At 69.0% G+C, this 16,553-nt stretch carries 17 protein-coding genes; 10 read left to right on the forward strand and 7 right to left on the reverse strand.

Translation table 11 applies throughout. The features are described from left to right. Positions 1-274: 274 nt before the first annotated feature. Positions 275-577, reverse strand: a complete 303-nt coding sequence (locus tag GON01_RS11675) for a polyhydroxyalkanoic acid system family protein (protein ID WP_157027561.1) — start codon at positions 575-577, stop codon at positions 275-277. 92 nt (positions 578-669) lie between these two features. Between GON01_RS11675 and GON01_RS11680 the strand changes: the two genes are divergently transcribed. The 3 genes from GON01_RS11680 to GON01_RS11690 all read left to right on the forward strand — a co-directional run bounded on the left by GON01_RS11680 (position 670) and on the right by GON01_RS11690 (position 4,127). Next, positions 670-1,659, forward strand: a complete 990-nt coding sequence (locus GON01_RS11680; protein WP_157027562.1) for a Vgb family protein — start codon at positions 670-672, stop codon at positions 1,657-1,659. Continuing rightward, a complete protein-coding gene (locus tag GON01_RS11685) occupies positions 1,656-1,991 on the forward strand; it encodes a c-type cytochrome (protein ID WP_157027563.1) in 336 nt (111 codons plus the stop codon). Before GON01_RS11680 ends, GON01_RS11685 begins: the two co-directional genes overlap by 4 nt. Before the next feature lie 117 nt (positions 1,992-2,108). Further along, on the forward strand, positions 2,109-4,127 hold the full coding sequence (locus GON01_RS11690) for an elongation factor G (protein ID WP_157027564.1): 2,019 nt from the start codon (positions 2,109-2,111) through the stop codon (positions 4,125-4,127). Between the two features lie 94 nt (positions 4,128-4,221). Here GON01_RS11690 and GON01_RS11695 read toward each other — a convergent pair whose 3' ends face one another. Then, entirely contained in the window at positions 4,222-4,572 is a 351-nt protein-coding gene (locus tag GON01_RS11695; RefSeq protein ID WP_157027565.1) for a glycine zipper 2TM domain-containing protein, read from the reverse strand. A gap of 23 nt (positions 4,573-4,595) precedes the next feature. After that, entirely contained in the window at positions 4,596-4,901 is a 306-nt protein-coding gene (locus tag GON01_RS11700; RefSeq protein ID WP_157027566.1) for a glycine zipper 2TM domain-containing protein, read from the reverse strand. A 140-nt stretch (positions 4,902-5,041) separates the two neighbouring features. Between GON01_RS11700 and GON01_RS11705 the strand changes: the two genes are divergently transcribed. Both GON01_RS11705 and GON01_RS11710 read left to right on the forward strand, forming a co-directional pair. Continuing rightward, positions 5,042-5,998: an aspartate carbamoyltransferase catalytic subunit gene (locus GON01_RS11705; protein WP_157027567.1), complete on the forward strand. Its 957-nt coding sequence runs from the start codon at positions 5,042-5,044 to the stop codon at positions 5,996-5,998. After that, complete coding sequence (locus GON01_RS11710; RefSeq protein WP_157027568.1) at positions 5,995-7,197, forward strand: dihydroorotase; 1,203 nt, start codon at positions 5,995-5,997, stop codon at positions 7,195-7,197. Before GON01_RS11705 ends, GON01_RS11710 begins: the two co-directional genes overlap by 4 nt. Positions 7,198-7,226: 29 nt before the next feature. Here the strand turns inward: GON01_RS11710 and GON01_RS11715 are convergent, their stop codons facing one another. Genes GON01_RS11715 through GON01_RS11725 form a run of 3 tightly spaced genes read right to left on the reverse strand, consistent with a single transcriptional unit; the run spans position 7,227 to position 9,710 of the window. Beyond that, positions 7,227-8,525 (reverse strand): SPOR domain-containing protein, encoded by a 1,299-nt coding sequence (locus tag GON01_RS11715; RefSeq protein WP_157027569.1) that lies wholly within the window; start codon positions 8,523-8,525, stop codon positions 7,227-7,229. Then, positions 8,518-8,985, reverse strand: a complete 468-nt coding sequence (locus tag GON01_RS11720) for a hypothetical protein (protein WP_157027570.1) — start codon at positions 8,983-8,985, stop codon at positions 8,518-8,520. Before GON01_RS11720 ends, GON01_RS11715 begins: the two co-directional genes overlap by 8 nt. An 11-nt stretch (positions 8,986-8,996) precedes the next feature. Next, positions 8,997-9,710 carry a ParA family protein gene (locus tag GON01_RS11725; protein ID WP_157027571.1) on the reverse strand — a complete coding sequence of 238 codons (714 nt, stop codon included), beginning with the start codon at positions 9,708-9,710 and terminating at the stop codon, positions 8,997-8,999. 107 nt (positions 9,711-9,817) lie between these two features. On the opposite strand from GON01_RS11725, the gene GON01_RS11730 reads away from it, so the two are divergent. Continuing rightward, positions 9,818-10,984, forward strand: coding sequence for an aspartyl/asparaginyl beta-hydroxylase domain-containing protein (locus tag GON01_RS11730; protein WP_157027572.1), 1,167 nt, complete (start codon positions 9,818-9,820; stop codon positions 10,982-10,984). Between the two features lie 12 nt (positions 10,985-10,996). On the opposite strand, the gene serB is transcribed toward GON01_RS11730, so the two are convergent. Beyond that, positions 10,997-11,839, reverse strand: coding sequence for a phosphoserine phosphatase SerB (serB, locus tag GON01_RS11735; RefSeq protein ID WP_309503186.1), 843 nt, complete (start codon positions 11,837-11,839; stop codon positions 10,997-10,999). Between serB and miaA the strand changes: the two genes are divergently transcribed. From miaA to ilvC, 4 genes are all read left to right on the forward strand, one after another. Further along, complete coding sequence (gene miaA, locus GON01_RS11740; RefSeq protein WP_157027574.1) at positions 11,832-12,758, forward strand: tRNA (adenosine(37)-N6)-dimethylallyltransferase MiaA; 927 nt, start codon at positions 11,832-11,834, stop codon at positions 12,756-12,758. The two genes, serB and miaA, sit on opposite strands and share 8 nt — an antisense overlap. Positions 12,759-13,071: 313 nt before the next feature. After that, the gene (locus GON01_RS11745) at positions 13,072-14,820 is read left to right on the forward strand and encodes an acetolactate synthase 3 large subunit (protein WP_157027575.1); all 1,749 of its coding nucleotides are present in this window, start codon (positions 13,072-13,074) and stop codon (positions 14,818-14,820) included. 107 nt (positions 14,821-14,927) lie between these two features. After that, positions 14,928-15,443 carry an acetolactate synthase small subunit gene (ilvN, locus tag GON01_RS11750; protein WP_157027576.1) on the forward strand — a complete coding sequence of 172 codons (516 nt, stop codon included), beginning with the start codon at positions 14,928-14,930 and terminating at the stop codon, positions 15,441-15,443. An 85-nt stretch (positions 15,444-15,528) separates the two neighbouring features. Further along, the gene (ilvC, locus tag GON01_RS11755; protein ID WP_157027577.1) at positions 15,529-16,548 is read left to right on the forward strand and encodes a ketol-acid reductoisomerase; all 1,020 of its coding nucleotides are present in this window, start codon (positions 15,529-15,531) and stop codon (positions 16,546-16,548) included. Positions 16,549-16,553 lie beyond the last annotated feature (5 nt).

Here is a 16,553-nt window from a genome sequence, read left to right on the forward strand (position 1 = left end):
TCCTCGACCGCTTCCCGCCAGCCGAATGCGCAAACTATCTCCGCAACTGTGGCTATGCCGCTACCTAAGCTGAAAACGCTCTAACGACCCTTAGCAGCCCCTCTCCCATAGGGAGAGGGCGATTCGCGCTTCAGCGCGAGCGGGGTGAGGGGACCAGGACTTCGTGGAGAGGTCCAACCCCTCACCCGGTCAGCGCAAGCGCTGACTCGACCTCTCCCTAGGGGAGAGGTGATTGGTCCGCAAACCACCTCTTTCGGACATCAGCCCCTCTCCCCTACTCCAGCAGCTTCGGCCCTTCCTTCGCCAGCATCGCCCGGATCGGGCCGGCGAGCATCGACAGCATCGGCGGCAGGTCGAACACCGCGTGGACCTTGTCATCGAACACGGTCAGGCGGCTGGCGACGCGCTGGCCCATGGCCTCGACCGAAAAGCTCAGCGTGTCGCCGTCCCAGCGGTGCTCGCTGACGGTTCCGCCGGGGATGAAGCTCGCGAGCCGGCCGATGCCGTGCTCGATCCGGGCGCGGGCGGCGGCGCGGCCAAGCTTGTGGGGCAGGTCCAGTTCGATCGGCGCGGTCATGGCGCGAGCATCGCGCAGCGGCTTGCTCGCGGCAATCCCAATGTTCCTTCGCGCGGGCCGAACGGCTAGGGTGGAAGCCAAAGGAGGATCGCATGACCCGCTTCGTCGTCCCTGCCCTGCTCCTCGTCGCCGGTGTCGCAGTGCCGGCCTGTGCGCAGCCGGCGCCCGTCACCGCTCAGTCCGGCAATGTCCGGGTGTTCGACGTGCCTGCCGGCAGCCGCCTGCACGACGTGGCGCCCGCGCCGGATGGCCGCATCTGGTACACCGCGCAGCGCACCGGCAAGCTCGGCACCCTGGACCCGAAGACCGGCCGGATCGAGGAAGTGCCGCTGGGCGACGGATCGGCGCCGCACGGCGTGATCCAGGGGCCGGACGGCGCGGCCTGGATCACCGACGGCGGGCTGAACGCGATTGTCCGCTACGATCCTAAGACCAAGGCCGTGCAGAGCTGGCCGCTACCCGCCGATTTCCCCGATTCGAACCTGAACACCGCCGCCTTCGACGGGCGCGGACGCATCTGGTTCACCGGCCAGGCGGGCGTCTATGGCCGGCTCGACCCGAAGACGGGCAAGATGGACGTATGGCGCGATCCGGAAGGGCGCGGGCCCTATGGCATTGCCGCCACCCCGGACGGGCAGATATGGTATGTGTCGCTGGCCGGCAGCCATGTGGCCAAGGTCGACCTCGACACCGGCGCGCCGACGATCGTCGAGCCCCCGACCGCGGAGCAGGGCGCGCGGCGCGTCTGGGCCGACAGCAAGGGCCATCTGTGGATTTCGGAATGGAATGGCGGACAGCTGACCCGCTACACGCCGTCGACGGGCACGTGGAAAAGCTGGAAGCCGGCGGGCGAGCGGCCGCGCGTCTATGCCGTCTATGTCGACGGGCGCGACACGGTCTGGATCAGCGATTTCGGCGCCAACGCTGTGTTGTCCTTCGATCCGGCGATCGAGCAATGGCGCCGCTTTCCCGGCAGCGGCGAGAATGCGAACGTGCGGCAGATACTGGGCGCGGACGGCCTGATCTATTTGCCCGAATCCGGCCTCGACCGGATCATGGTCGTGGACATGCGCGCGCGGTGATCCTGCTGCTGGCGGCGATGGCGGCGGCGCCCGACGGCGCGGCGCTGGCCCGCAAATGCACCGCCTGCCATGCGCTGGAGGCCGGCGCCAACACCGCCGCCGCGCCGACTCTGTATCGCGTCGTCGGGCGCCCGGTCGCTGCGGAAAAGGCCTATAATTACTCGCCCGCGCTGCGCCGCTTCGCGGCCGCCAATCCGCGCTGGACGCAGGAGCTGCTCGACCGTTTCATCGCCGCGCCGGAGCGAGTGGTGCCGGGCACCGAGATGGGCTTTCCGGGACTGGCCGATGCGGCGAGCCGAGCGGCGCTGATCGACTGGCTGGAGGCGCGCTGACGATCGCCCCTTGACCCGAACAATCCACAGGCCGACCATCCCCGCTTCGACTCACAGACGCGCGCAGGCCCGCGTCTCCTTCGTGGGTCTGCCGCGCGGCAGACGAAGGAGACGATCATGCCTGGTAGATCGGATGGCACGCGCGCGATCGCGCTTGTCGGGCCCGGCGGAGCTGGCAAGACCAGCCTTGCCGAGGCCCTTCTTTTTTGCAGCGAGGCGATCGGACGCCAGGGCAGCGTCGATGCTGGCAGCTGCGTCGGCGATTCCTCGCCCGAAGCCCGGGCCCGCCGCGGCTCGACCGAGCTCAACCTGATGCATTTCGATTATCTGGGCGACCGGTTCGCGCTCGTCGATTCGCCCGGATCGGTCGGCTTCGTCGCCGACGGGGCGCTCGGCGTCGCCGCCTGCGACCTGGCCGTGGTCGTGATCGATCCGGAGCAGGACCGCGCCCAGCTCGCCGAGCCGGCGCTGCGCCAGCTCGAAGCGATGGACATTCCGCACATCATCTTCGTCAATAAGATCGACCAGGCGCGCGGCCGGCTGCGCGACCTGCTGGAGGCGCTGCAGCCGCTTTCCGCCAAGCCTCTGCTCGCCCGGCACATCCCGATCTGGGAAGGCGACCGGATCACCGGCTTCGTCGATGTCGGGCTGGAGCGTGCGTTCCATTACGTGCCCGGCAAGCCTTCCGAGCGGACCGAGATTCCGGCCGAGCTGATGGATCGCGAGATCGCCGACCGGATGCATCTGCTGGAGCAGCTCGCCGATCATGACGACGCTCTGCTCGAGCAATTGCTGATGGACGAGACTCCTGACCAGAAGACAGTGCTGTCCGATCTCGCCCGTGAGACCGGCGACAATCTGGGCGTGCCGGTGATGTTCGGATCGGCGCAGAACGGCTTCGGCGTACGGCGGCTGCTGAAAGCGCTGCGCCACGAGGCGCCGGCGCCCGAGCGGGCGGCGGAGCGGCTCGGCGCGGACGGCGCCTGCGCCTTGGTGTTCAAGGTCTCCAACGGCAACCAGATCGGTCGGCTTGCGCTCGCCCGCGTTTTCGGCGGCGCGCTGCAGGAAGGCGCCGAGCTGAATGGCACGCGCGTCGGCACGCTGCTGAAGCTTCAGGGCGACAAGACCAGCAAGGTCTCCCGCGCCGAGGCCGGCGACGTGATCGCGATCGCGAAGCTGGAGGGCGTCCAGGCCGGCGAATGGCTGACGGCCAAGGGCGAGGCCCCGCCCGCCCCGGCGATCGAGCGCATCGCGACCAATCATGTCGTCGCCATCGCGCCCCGGAACCGCAATGACGACGTCAAGCTCTCGACCGCGCTGCACAAGCTGACCGAGGAGGACGGCTCGCTGACCTGGGAACAGGACGAAGTGCACCACGAGACGCTGCTGAAGGGCGTGGGCGACGAGCATCTGAACGTGGTGCTCGCCCGGCTGAAGCGCCGCTACGGCGTCGACGTGACCTCAAGGCCCGCGACGATCGGCTACAAGGAATCGATCCGCAAGACAGTGACCCAGCGCGGGCGGCACAAGAAGCAGTCGGGCGGCCATGGCCAATATGGCGATTGCGTGATCGAGCTGAGGCCGCTGCCGCGCGGATCCGGCTTCGTGTTCGAGGACAAGATCACCGGCGGCGCGATTCCGCGCCAATATATCCCGGCAGTCGAGGCCGGGATCAGGGACGCGATGGAGAAAGGACCGCTTGGCTTCCCGGTGGTGGACGTGGCGGTGACGCTGACCGACGGCAGCTTCCACTCGGTCGACAGCTCCGAGCTCGCCTTCCGCACCGCCGGGCGGATCGCGATGAGCGAGGCCCTGGCCGCCGCCGCGCCCTATCTGCTGGAGCCGATCGTCAAAGTGACGATCACCGCACCCAATGCGGCAACCTCGCGCGTGACGTCGGCGATCTCGTCGCGGCGCGGACAGATGCTGGGGATGGAGCCGCGCGTCGGCTGGAATCGCTGGGACCGGATCGAGGCGCTGATGCCGGAAGCGTCGCTGCGGGGGCTCGATGCGGAGCTCCGCTCGCTGAGCCAAGGCCTCGCCACCTACAGTGCCGAGTTCGACCACCTGCAGGAAATCAGCGGCAAGCTGGCGGACGAAGTGGTTCACCAGAAGAAGGAATTAGAGGCGGCGTAACCCGGCGGATGACAAGAACCGTTCGCTTCGAGCGAAGTCGAGAAGCGTATCTCGACTTCGCTCGATACGAACGGCCCTGGCTATCGGCTCCAGACTATCGGCACCGCACCTTGCGGGTCGCCTCACGGCCCAGCAGGGCGCCCACGGCGGCGCCGAGCACCGTGCCGGTGGTCCGCTCGCCATGGGTGTCGATCGCGCGGCCCAGCAGGGCGCCGCCGGCCGCGCCGATGATCAGTCCGGTGGTGCCGTTGGAGCGGCGGCAATAGACCCGGCCATCGCGGCCCTGCCACACCGGCCCCGAATAATATTGCCCGTGATAATATTGGCGGGCGTCGCGGTCATGGGCGCGGCGGCCATGCGCCGGCGCCCAGGGCGGCGGGTCCGCCAGGGCCGGCACCGGGACCGCAACTGCCGCCATCGCGGCACTCAGAATCAACTTACGCATGGCTCTTCTCCTCCCTTGACCGATCAGCGGTAGCAGCGGCGCGACTGCTGGTTGCGCTGGACCTCGCGGCCGAGCAGCGCACCGCCGGCAGCGCCGACCACGGTGCCGAGCGTATGATCGCGGCCGCCATCGACCGCGCGGCCCAGCAGTGCGCCGATCGCGCCGCCCAGGATCAGGCCGGTCGTGCCGTTGCCGCGGCTGCAGCGATAATAGCGGTCGCTCGCATGATAGGTGCGACTGTGGCTGTAGTGCGGGCGGGCGTTGGCGGGTGCCTCGATCGCGGGAACCGCGGTGCCGGCCACTGCCAGGGCCATCATCAGCTTGCGCATGATCGTCTCCTTTTTTTGATCTCGCGAATCGGCTTTTGCCCGACCCCGCCTGAACCGATTCGGAGCGGCTTGTTCATTTGAGGGCAGGAATGATTGACGCGGGTGACGGCGGACGAATTCGCCATTAGGAAGCCGCTTTAATGTCCGACGCACGCATGTTCCCTCACCGCCATCTGCTCGGGATTGCGGGGCTTCAGCCGCACGAGATCGGCTTTCTGCTCGACGAGGCGGAACAATGGGTGGAGCTGAATCGCGCCACCTCCAAGCATGACGACCGCTTGCGCGGCCTGACGCTGATCAATGCCTTTTTCGAGAATTCGACGCGCACGCTGTTGAGCTTCGAGATCGCCGGCAAACGGCTCGGCGCCGACGTCGTCAACATGCACGCCGCGCAGTCGAGCGTGAAGAAGGGCGAGACGCTGATCGACACGGCGATGACGCTGAACGCGATGCGCGCCGATATGCTCGTGATCCGCCACGCCAGCTCGGGCGCGGTGCGGCTGATCGCCGACAAGGTCGACTGCCCGGTGCTGAACGCGGGCGACGGCCGCCACGAACACCCGACCCAGGCGCTGCTCGACGCGCTGACGATCCGCCGGCGCAAGGGTCGCGTCCATGGCCTGACCGTCGCGATCTGCGGCGACGTGCTGCACAGCCGCGTCGCGCGATCGAACATCCTGTGCCTGACGTCGCTGGGCGCCGACGTCCGCGTGGTCGGCCCGCCGACCCTCATCCCGGCCGGGATCGAGCAATTGGGGGTCGCGACCTTCACCGATTTCGACGCCGGGCTGGACGGCGCCGACGTGGTGATGATGCTGCGCCTCCAGATGGAGCGGATGACCGGCGGCTTCGTGCCGAGCCTACGCGAATATCACGCGTTTTGGGGCCTGACGCCCGAACGGCTGGCCCGCGCCGCGCCCGACGCGCTGGTGATGCATCCGGGGCCGATGAACCGCGGCGTCGAGATCGCTTCCGCCATCGCCGACGATCCCGACCGTTCGGCGATCACCGAGCAGGTCGAAATGGGCGTCGCGGTCCGCATGGCCTGCCTGGACGTTCTGACCCGCAGGCGCCGCGGTGTGGAGGGCTGGGCATGAAAGCCTTCACCAACGTGCATTTGCCCGATGGCGGGTCGGCGAACGTCATGATCGGCGGCGAGCGGATCGCCGCGATCGGCGGCGACATACCGGCCGGCGCCGAGACGATCGACGGCCAGGGCAAGCTGCTCGCCCCCGGCATCGTCGATCTGGGCGTGTTCCGGGTCGACGGGCCGGCGTTCCGCTTCGGCGGCATCGTCCGCGCCGCGCTGATGCCGGACCAGTCGCCGCCGCTTGACGATCCCGGCCTGATCCAGCGCGCCGCCTATTCGGGCAAGCCCGACATCTGGGTCCACCCGCTCGCCGCCGCCACGCGCGGATTGAAGGGCGAGGAGTTGGCCGAGTTCGGCTTGATGCAGGCGGCGGGCGCGAAGGCGGTCGCGACCGGCCGCCGCTGGATCGCCGATTCGGGCGTGATGCTCCGCGTGATGCGCTATGCTGCGGCCTTCGACCTGACCGTCGTTTCACATGCCGAGGACAGTGGCCTGACGGGCAGCGCAGTCGCGACGGCCGGGGAGACGGCGACCCGGCTCGGCCTGCCCGCCGCGCCCGCCGAAGCCGAGGCGATGGCGATCGCCCGCGATCTGGCGCTGGCTGAGATCAGCGGCGCGCGCCTGCACGTCCGCCAGGTCACGACCGCGGCCGGATTCGATCTGATCCGCGCTGCCAAGGTCCGGGGGCTGCCGGTCACCTGCGGCATCACGCCCGCTCACCTGCTGCTGTCGGACCTCGCAGTGTCGGACTTCCGCACGTTCGCGCATCTGTCGCCCCCGCTGAGGAGCGAGGCAGATCGCCACGCCGCCCTGGAGGCGGTGCGCGACGGCACGATCGACGTGATCGCATCCGGCCACGATCCGCGCGGGCCCGAGGACAAGCGCCTGCCTTTCGCCGACTCGGCCGCGGGTGCGGCCGGCGCGGAAACCTTGCTGGCACTGTCGCTCAATCTGGTCCGCGACGGAGTGATCGCCCTCGAACGGCTGTTCGAGCTTATTGCCGCAAATCCGTCGCGGCTGCTCGGCCTCGAAGGCGGCCGGCTCGAACCCGGGGCGCCCGCCGACCTGATCCTGGTCGATCAGGATGCGCCCTGGCGAGTCGATTCCGGCCGGATGCGCGCCGCCGCCGGCAACACGCCGTTCGACAAATTGCCGGTCCAGGGTCGCGTGCTCCGCCTGTTCAAGGACGGACGGGAGATCGCCTAAGCGTTCCCCTCCCGCAAGCAGGAGGGGAGTTACCGCGCCGCGAACTTCACCGCGCCGCCGCGCGCCGCCCATTGCAGCGGAGCGTCGCCCGCCTGTTCGCGGACGAAGCAGCTGCCGCCGCGGGTGCGGAAGGTCTCGCAGAAGCTGACCGCCGTCGCCCGCGTCGCGAACCCGCCGACCGACAGGCGATAGAAGGTCCGCGAATCCTTGACGAACACCGCCGTCGACGGGGTGAGGTCGCGGAATGCCGGCAGGCGCCGCGCGAAGCGGCCCCACGCGTCCTCGGCCACGCCGACGCTGTCATAGGCGCCGATCTGGACGACGTAGCGGCCGCCCTGCGGCTGCACGAACACGGCGCGCTGGACGCGCGGCGCAGGCTTGGGCGCAGCCATGGCGGGCCTCGGCCCGGCGATCGCCTGCACGATTTCGGAGCGGGGCGCGAAATGCACGACTTGAACCGGCGGCGTGAACAATGATTTCGCTTCCGCGGCGACGGTCTCGACCTGCGGCACGTTCGCCGAGGGAACGGCAACGGCAGAGGTCTCGACCGCCGGCAGGTCGGCGACGGCAAGCGGCAGCGGCGGCGGCGGAGCCGCTTCTGCCATCTGCACCGGTGCTTGCGGGGCCGCGTGCAGCGCGAGCCGCTCCGGCCGGCCGGCATCGTCGTGCGGCTGCACGCCCAGCAGCGATGCCACCTGGGCGGTCGGGTTCAGGTCCAGCGCGAACTGGGACCATTGCAGCATCCGCTGCGTGACCAGCTGCGGCGAAAGGTCGTACGACGCCATGACCTTGGCCTCGGCCCAGCGCCCGGAAAGCGCGTAGGCGAGCGCCAGGTTCTGGCGGGTCTTGGCATCGGCCTGGCCGCTCCGCACTGCCGATTCGAGCAGCGCGACGCCAGCGGGCGGATCGCCCGCGAGCGCGAGCGCGAGCCCGCGGTCGCCGGCCCCGATCGTGCGGCCATGCTCGCCCAGCACAGACCGGGCGCCATCACGGTCGCCAGCGCCGATCCGCGCCAGAGCCAGGTTCAGCGCTGCGCTGCCGTTCGACGGATCCAGCTCCAGCGCCTCCGCGAAGCTCGCGGCGGCCGAATGGAACCGGCCGCTCTGCAGATAGGCGCGGCCGAGCAGCATCCGGTACGAAGGGTCGCGCGGTGCCGCCGCGACTGCGTCCTCGGCTTCGGACACGGCGGTCTGCGGCTTGTTCTTGTCGAGTGCCTTTTCGGAACGCAGTGCGGCCTTGGCCGCGTCGCTGATCTCGGCCGCGTGCGCGGCGGCCGACAGCACGATCACCGAAGCGGCGGCAAGCCGCAGCGCCGACAGTTTACGCATTGCCTTTCCCCAGGTTGCGCCCGGCCTTGGCGACCATCTCGTCGAGCCCCGGCATCGCGTTCAGCAGCGCATCGAGCGCTTCGGTCACCAGCCGCTGCGACGACCGCCGCTGCAGCGCCGAGGCGAGGCGCAGGCGCAGGTGCCGCTCCTCGTCCAGCCGCAGCGTGAACGCCGCCTTGTGGCCGTTGCGGACGCTGGCGACGCGCGGCGTGCGCGCCTTGGCGGCGGGCTTTGCCGGTGCCGGCGCTGCGAAGTGCGTCGCCAGTTCTTCCTGCTGGCGGACGACCGGGGGTGCATCCGCGGGCGCCGGCCGCGGGGCATCGAAGCCCATGTCGTTCCAGCCCAGGTCTTCCTGAGGCGTCCCGAACCCGTTGAACCCTTGCGGGCGCATCGCGGGCTTGGCCTGCCCCTTGCGCGCGAGCAGCGACGAGCTGAGCGAAGCGAACGGCTTTGCTTCCATCTCCGCCCCCCTTACTGGCCGACGACGCGGCGGCCGAAGCCGCCCGCCTGGCGCTGTGCGCCGGCGGCGCCGGCGCCGGGGACGCTGAACACGGTGCGGCGGAAATTCTTCTCGAGCCGGTCGGAGATGTAGCTCCACAGCCCGGCGACCTCCTGGGCGGACTTACCCTTGGGATCGACTTCCATGACCGTGCGGCCGTCGATCATCGAGGCCGCGAAATCGGTGCGCTGGTGGATCGTGACGGGGGCGACGGTGCCATGCTGCGACAGCGCGACCGCGGCTTCGGCCGTGATCTTGGCCTTGGGCGTGGCGGCGTTGACGACGAACATCAGCGACTTGCCGGCGCGGTCGCACAGATCGACGGTGGCGCCGACCGCGCGCAGGTCGTGCGGGCTCGGCCGTGTCGGGATCACGATCAGCTCGGCCACCGCGATCACGCTCTGGATTGCCATGGTGATCGCCGGCGGCGTGTCGATGACGGCGAGCTTGAAGCCTTGCTGCCTGAGGATGTCGAGGTCGCTGGCGAGGCGCGCGACCGTGGTCTGCGCGAACGCCGGCAATTCCGCCTCGCGCTCGTTCCACCAATCGGCGAGCGAGCCCTGCGGGTCGATATCGATCAGCACGACCGGGCCTGCGCCCGCCAGCTGGGCCTGCACGGCGAGATGGCCGGAAAGGGTCGTCTTGCCCGATCCGCCCTTCTGCGATGCCATTGCGAGTACGCGCATAGGATCCCTTCGGGGTGTGGTGTTCGGGGCACGAAGTGGCACGCCAGACTCTAAGATGTGGTTAAGCGCGGTGGCGCCGGCGCCGCAGCCGGGCTAACCATCGCGCCATGCTGAATGCCCAGGATGCGGATCGATTGGTGCGGGAAGGCGTCGCCGCGATGCAGCGCGGCGACGGAGCGACGGCGCGGCGCCTGTTCGAGCAGGTCGCGGCGGCCGGAAACGGCGTGGCCCCGCCCTGGCTGCTGATCGCCCAGGCCTGCCGGCTGGAGCGCGACGAGGATGCCGAGCTGGCCGCGCTCGACCGGCTGCTGGCCGAGCAGCCGCGCCACCTGCGCGGGCTGATCATGAAGGGCGATGTGATGGGCCGGCGCGGCGACCTGCGCGCGGCGCACAGCTTCTACCGGGTGGCTGTCGGCGCTGCCCAGAACACGCCCAACCTGCCACCCAATCTCGCCGCCGAGGTGCAGCGCGCCGCCGCCGAGCTCCAGCGCGGCCAGGGCGATTATCGCGCGCATCTGGACCAGGCGCTGGAGAAAGCCGGGTTCACGAGCCTGCGTCCGCGCGTCCGCGACGCGCTGGCGATCGCGAGCGGCGAAAAGACGCTCTATCTCCAGCAGCCGACCAGCTTCTATTTCCCAGGCTTGCCACAGATTCAGTTCTACGAGCGCGAGGGCTTCGACTGGGTACCGGCGATCGAGGCAGAGACAGCGGCGATCCGCGCGGAGCTCGACGCCGTGCTGGCGCAGACCCACGATTTCCCGCCTTATGTCGAGGATGACCCGTCGCGGCCGAACAAGGCGCATTACCTGGTCGCCAACCGCGATTGGGGCGCGTTCCACCTGCTGAACGGCGCCCCGGTCGAGCCGAACGCGTCAATGTGCCCGAACACCATCGCTGCATTGAAGCACGCCCCACAGCCGGTGATCCGCGGCCGCTCCCCGATGGCGCTGTTCTCGCTGCTGAAGCCCGGCACTCACATCTTCGCCCACAACGGCCTGATCAACACGCGGCTGATCTGCCACCTGCCGCTGATCGTGCCGGACGGCTGCCGCTTCCGCGTCGGCAACGAAGTCCGGCAGTGGGAGGAAGGCAAGCTCCTCATTTTCGACGATTCAGTCGAACACGAGGCCTGGAACGACGGCACGTCCCGGCGCGTGGTGCTGCTGTTCGAAATCTGGCGCCCGGAAATCGACCCCGAGGAGCGCGCCGCTTTGACCGCCCTGTTCGAAGCGATCGACGCGTTCAGGGGTGAGCCGCTGGACATGAGCTCCTAGTCTCCCGCCCTTTCAGCGAGGGGAGCCAACCCACTCGCCTCGCGGCACGCCCAATCCGTGTAAGATGGCGGTCAGGTCGCCATAGCGCACCGCCGCATCCGCTGCCGCTACCGCCGCCGGCTTTGCGTGATAGGCGACCGCGAAGCCCGCCGCCTCCAGCATCGGCACGTCGTTGGCACCGTCGCCGATCGCGATCGCCGCCGCCGGATCGATGCCTTCCCCCAGCAGCGCGGCGCGCTTGGCATCGGCGCCGAGGACCGGCTCGGCGACCGTGCCGTCCAGCCGCCCCCCGCCGATCCCGAGAAGGTTGGCGCGACAGGCGTCGAAACCGATATCCGCCGCAACGCGCTCGGCAAAGAATGTGAAGCCGCCCGACACCAGCATTGTCCGCACGCCACGCGCCCGCAGCGTCTGCACCAGCGTGGGCGCACCCGGGGTGATCCGGACGCGCTCGTCATGGCAGCGCGCCAGCACGCTCGCCTCCAGTCCGGCCAGCAGCTTGACCCGCGCGCGCAGCGATCCGGCGAAATCCAGCTCGCCGCGCATCGCCCGCTCGGTGACCTCGGCGACCTGCGGCTTCACGCCGGCATAGTCGGCCAGTTCGTCGATGCACTCGACGGTGATCATCGTCGAATCCATGTCGGCGACCAGCAGCCGCGGCGCCGGCGCGGCGGCATCGCGCACGAAGATGTCGGCCGGCAGCGCCTCCAGCGTGCGCCGCGCCGCCACCGGGTCTCCCTCGAACCAGACCCGCCACACGCCCGGCTCGACCGCTTCTACCTTGCGCGTGCCGGGCAGCGTCGGAAGTGACTGCTCCGTTAACTCTTCCGCTGCTACGATTGTTGCGATGAACACGCCCGACCTCCCGCCGCTGGCGCTCATCGCAGGGCCGACTGCGAGCGGCAAGAGCGGCCTTGCCCTCGACCTCGCCGGCCATGCGGACGTGACGATCATCAATGCCGATTCCGCCCAGGTCTATCGCGACCTGCGCATCCTCTCGGCGCGCCCCGACGAGCTCGACATGGCGGAGGCGCCGCACCGGCTGTTCGGCTATATCGACGGCGCCGAGGCCTGCTCCGCCGCGCGCTGGGCCGCCGACGCCCGCGCCGAGATCGCCAGGGCGCATGAGGCCGGCCGCCTGCCGGTGCTGGTCGGCGGCACCGGCCTTTATATCCGCACGCTGCTGAACGGCATCGCCCCGATCCCGGAGATCGAGCCCGCCGTCCGCGCCGCGGTGCGCGGCATGGCGGTCGACGCCGCCCATATCGCGCTTCGCCAGGAAGACCCCGAGAGTGCCGCCCGCCTCGCCCCTGCCGATACGACGCGCGTGCAGCGCGCGCTCGAAGTGGTCCGCTCGACCGGCCATCCGCTCGGCTATTGGCATCAGCGCCGCACCGGCGGCATTGCCTCGCTGATGGCGCTGCGGGCGGTGATCCTGGTGCCGCCGCGCGACTGGCTCGTTCGCCGCAGCGACGCGCGCTTCCTGGGCATGGTCGAAAGCGGCGCGATCGACGAGGTCGAGCGGCTGCTGATGCGCCGCCTCGACCCGGAGCTGCCGGTGATGCGCGCGATCGGCGTGCGCGAAATCTCGGCCTGGCTGCACGGCGAGATGACCCGCGGCGAAATGGTAGACGCCGGCCGCCTCGCGACCCGCCAATACGCCAAGCGCCAATATACCTGGTTCCGCCACCAGGCGCCGGAAGAATGGCCTCGCATCGAAGACCCGCTGACGCCGTACCTGATGGAGCGGCTGGGCAAGCAGCTGATCGGCTGAGGTGGAAAAATATCCGAAAAGCTGGTTTGCCTTTAACAAAGTTGCTGCTACGCAAGGCACAATGACTCGCGCCGTCCTCCTTCGCGACCTTCGCAGCGCCGCTGGCGCCGCGGTCGTGCGCGCGCGCATTCTCTCCGTACGGAGCCTTATTATTATTCCCTGATCCGCCGTCCGGAGCCTATGGCCACATGCAGGCCGCTCGGTTCTCCGGGCGGCCTTTTTCATTGCCCGAGCAGGTTAGAAAATTACGCGGGAGCTCCGGAAATCGCGTGTTCGTGTCTCCGGAGACCTCCGCCCAGCAAGGTTGATGTCAATGCCCCAAGAATTGAGCGGAGCCGATATCCTGGTCCAGGCGCTGTGCGACCTCGGCGTCGATCACGTCTTCGGCTATCCGGGCGGCGCGGTGCTGCCGATCTACGACGCGCTGTTCCGGCAGAACCGCATCAAGCACATCCTTGTCCGCCACGAGCAGGCGGCCACTCACGCGGCCGAAGGCTATGCCCGCTCGACCGGCAAGCCGGGGGTCGTGCTGGTCACCTCGGGCCCCGGCGCGACCAACGCCGTGACCGGCATCACCGACGCGCTGCTCGATTCGATCCCGATGGTCGTGATCACCGGCCAGGTCGCCACGCACCTGATCGGCACCGACGCGTTCCAGGAGGCGGACACGATCGGCATCACCCGCCACTGCACCAAGCATAATTACCTGGTGAAGGACCCGGCCCAGCTTGGCGCGGTCGTGCATGAGGCCTTCCACATCGCCACGTCCGGCCGTCCCGGCCCGGTCGTTATCGATATCCCCAAGGACGTGCAGGTCGCGACCGCGGCCTACCGCGCGCCCGGCACGATCCGGCACAAGACCTACCGGCCCCAGGTGAAGCCGGAGCAGGGTCTGGTCGAAGCCGCGGTCGAGATGCTCGCGGCCGCGGAACGGCCGATCCTCTACACCGGAGGCGGCGTCATCAACTCGGGCCCGTGCGCGAGCATGCTGCTGCACGAGCTCGCGCGCGCCACCGGCGCGCCGGTCACCTCAACGCTGATGGGCCTCGGCGCCTTTCCCGCCTCGTCCGGCCAATGGCTCGGCATGCTCGGCATGCACGGCACCTACGAAGCGAACATGGCGATGCACGACGCGGACCTGATGGTCTGCCTCGGCGCCCGGTTCGACGACCGCGTCACCGGCCGGCTCGACGCGTTCAGCCCGCGATCGAAGAAGATCCACGTCGATATCGACCGCTCGTCGATCAACAAGACGGTGCGCGTCGACCTCGGCATCGTCGGCGATGTCGGCCGCACGCTGGAGGACATGGTCCGCATCTGGAAGGCCCGCGGCCACCAGAAGAACGACCTCTCCGCCTGGTGGCGGCGGATCGCCGAATGGCGCGCGAAGGACTGTCTCGACTTCCCCGAGGACGGAGGCGAAATCATGCCCCAGCGCGCCATCCGCGCCCTCTACGAAGCCAGCAAGGCCCGCAAGCCGATCGTCACCACGGAGGTCGGCCAGCACCAGATGTGGGCGGCGCAGCATTTCGGCTTCGAGCGGCCGAATCGCTGGCTGACCTCGGGCGGGCTCGGCACGATGGGTTATGGCCTGCCCGCCGCCATCGGCGCGCAGATCGGCAATCCCCGCGCGCTGGTGATCGACATTGCCGGCGAAGCCTCGATCCAGATGAACATCCAGGAGCTGGCGACCGCGACCCAGTACCGGCTGCCGGTCAAGGTCTTCATCCTGAACAACGAATATATGGGCATGGTCCGCCAGTGGCAGGACCTGACCTATGACGGCCGTCATGCGGAAAGCTATTCGGCGGCGCTGCCCGATTTCGTGCGGCTCGCCGAGGCCTATGGCTGGACCGGCCTGCGCATCGAGCGCCCCGACGAGCTCGACGGCGGCATCGCGACGATGCTCGACACGCCCGGCCCGGTGCTGGTCGACTGCCGGGTTGCCAAACTTGCCAATTGCCTCCCGATGATCCCGTCCGGCGCCGCGCACACGGAGATGATCCTCCAGGCCGACCAGGTCTCCGGCACCATGGCCGACGAAGCAAAGGCGCTGGTGTGATGGGGGAACATTCGAAAGTCCTCCCCAAGCTCGCTTGGGGAGGGGGACTGCCGAAGGCGGTGGAGGGGCGCGGCGGGCGCAGACCGCCGCGGGGAGGAGCTTAGGCCATGCACATCCACCCTGCTCCCGCCGAGCGGCACACGCTCTCCGTCACCGTCGACAACGAAGCCGGCATCCTCGCCCGGATCGCAGGCATGTTCTCCGCGCGCGGCTACAATATCGAAAGCCTGACCGTCGCCGACGTGACGGCGGACGAGAGCATCAGCCGCATCACCATCGTCACTTCGGGCGCGCAGGCGAACATCGATCAGATCATCGCCCAGCTCGACCGGCTGGTGCCGGTGCACAAGGTCGCCGACCTGACCGCGCTTGGCCCGCACGTGGAACGCGAGTTGGCGCTGGTGAAGGTGGCAGGCGTCGGCGACCACCGAATCGAGGCGCTTCGCCTCGCCGACGTGTACCGCGCCCGCGTGGTCGACGCGACGACCGGCAGCTTCGTGTTCGAAGTCACCGGCGCGTCGGAGAAGGTCGACACCTTCGTCGGCCTGATGCGCGAAGTCGGGCTGGTCGAGGTCGCCCGCACCGGCGTCGCCGCCATCGCCCGCGGGCGGGAGGCGGTGTAACGAAGACTGATCGTGCTCCGGCGAGGGCCGAAGCCCAGTAACGCATGGCTCCGGCCTTCGCCGGAGCACAGGGAGGAAATGAAGAATGCGCGTTTATTACGACCGGGACGCCGATCTCGGCCTGATCAAGAGCCGCAAGGTCGCGGTGCTGGGCTATGGCAGCCAGGGCCACGCCCATGCGCTGAACCTCAGGGATTCGGGCGTCACCGACGTTGCGGTTGCGCTCCGCCCCGGCTCGGCGACCGCCAGGAAGGCCGAAGCCGCCGGCTTCAAGGTCCTCGGCAACGCCGAGGCCGCGAAATGGGCAGACCTGATCATGATGCTCGCGCCCGACGAGCACCAGGCCGCGATCTACGCGGAAGACCTCGCGCCGAACATGAAGCAAGGCGCCGCCCTCGCCTTCGCCCACGGGCTCAACATCCATTTCGGCCTGATCGAGCCGCGCGCGGACCTCGACGTGATCATGATCGCGCCCAAGGGCCCAGGCCATACCGTCCGCTCCGAATATCTGCGTGGTGGCGGCGTACCGTGCCTGATGGCGGTGCACCAGGACGCGTCCGGCAACGCGCACGACCTCTGCCTCGCTTATGCCTCGGCAATCGGCGGCGGCCGCTCCGGCGTGATCGAGACCAATTTCCGGGAGGAATGCGAGACCGACCTGTTCGGCGAGCAGGCCGTGCTGTGCGGCGGCCTGACCCACCTGATCACCGCCGGCTTCGAAACGCTGGTGGAGGCCGGCTACGCGCCCGAAATGGCCTATTTCGAGTGCCTGCACGAAGTGAAATTGATCGTCGACCTGATGTACGAAGGCGGCATCGCGAACATGCGCTACTCGATCTCGAACACCGCCGAATATGGCGACATCACGTCGGGTCCGCGCATCATCACCGACGAGACCAAGCGCGAGATGAAGCGCGTGTTGGACGATATCCAGGCCGGCCGTTTCGTCAGCCGCTTCGTGACCGAGAACCGCGCCGGCCAACCCGAGCTGAAAGCCGCCCGCAAGCGCGCCGCCGCCCACCCGATCGAGAAGGTCGGCGCCGAGCTCCGCGCGATGATGCCCTGGATCGGCGCCAACAAATTGGTCGACAAGGAGAAGAATTGATTCCT

The sequence above is a fragment of the Sphingomonas horti genome, assembly GCF_009753715.1.
Lineage (GTDB): Bacteria > Pseudomonadota > Alphaproteobacteria > Sphingomonadales > Sphingomonadaceae > Sphingomonas_B > Sphingomonas_B horti.

Coding starts and splice junctions, on each gene's coding strand:
- GON01_RS11715 (WP_157027569.1), bottom strand. CDS start 8,525: ATGCGTAAACTGTCGGCGCTGCGGCTTGCCGCCGCTTCGGTGATCGTG.
- ilvC (WP_157027577.1), top strand. CDS start 15,529: ATGCGCGTTTATTACGACCGGGACGCCGATCTCGGCCTGATCAAGAGC.
- GON01_RS11675 (WP_157027561.1), bottom strand. CDS start 577: ATGACCGCGCCGATCGAACTGGACCTGCCCCACAAGCTTGGCCGCGCC.
- GON01_RS11680 (WP_157027562.1), top strand. CDS start 670: ATGACCCGCTTCGTCGTCCCTGCCCTGCTCCTCGTCGCCGGTGTCGCA.
- GON01_RS11710 (WP_157027568.1), top strand. CDS start 5,995: ATGAAAGCCTTCACCAACGTGCATTTGCCCGATGGCGGGTCGGCGAAC.
- GON01_RS11695 (WP_157027565.1), bottom strand. CDS start 4,572: ATGCGTAAGTTGATTCTGAGTGCCGCGATGGCGGCAGTTGCGGTCCCG.
- GON01_RS11720 (WP_157027570.1), bottom strand. CDS start 8,985: ATGGAAGCAAAGCCGTTCGCTTCGCTCAGCTCGTCGCTGCTCGCGCGC.
- GON01_RS11745 (WP_157027575.1), top strand. CDS start 13,072: ATGCCCCAAGAATTGAGCGGAGCCGATATCCTGGTCCAGGCGCTGTGC.
- GON01_RS11730 (WP_157027572.1), top strand. CDS start 9,818: ATGCTGAATGCCCAGGATGCGGATCGATTGGTGCGGGAAGGCGTCGCC.
- GON01_RS11700 (WP_157027566.1), bottom strand. CDS start 4,901: ATGCGCAAGCTGATGATGGCCCTGGCAGTGGCCGGCACCGCGGTTCCC.
- miaA (WP_157027574.1), top strand. CDS start 11,832: ATGAACACGCCCGACCTCCCGCCGCTGGCGCTCATCGCAGGGCCGACT.
- ilvN (WP_157027576.1), top strand. CDS start 14,928: ATGCACATCCACCCTGCTCCCGCCGAGCGGCACACGCTCTCCGTCACC.
- GON01_RS11690 (WP_157027564.1), top strand. CDS start 2,109: ATGCCTGGTAGATCGGATGGCACGCGCGCGATCGCGCTTGTCGGGCCC.
- GON01_RS11705 (WP_157027567.1), top strand. CDS start 5,042: ATGTCCGACGCACGCATGTTCCCTCACCGCCATCTGCTCGGGATTGCG.
- GON01_RS11725 (WP_157027571.1), bottom strand. CDS start 9,710: ATGCGCGTACTCGCAATGGCATCGCAGAAGGGCGGATCGGGCAAGACG.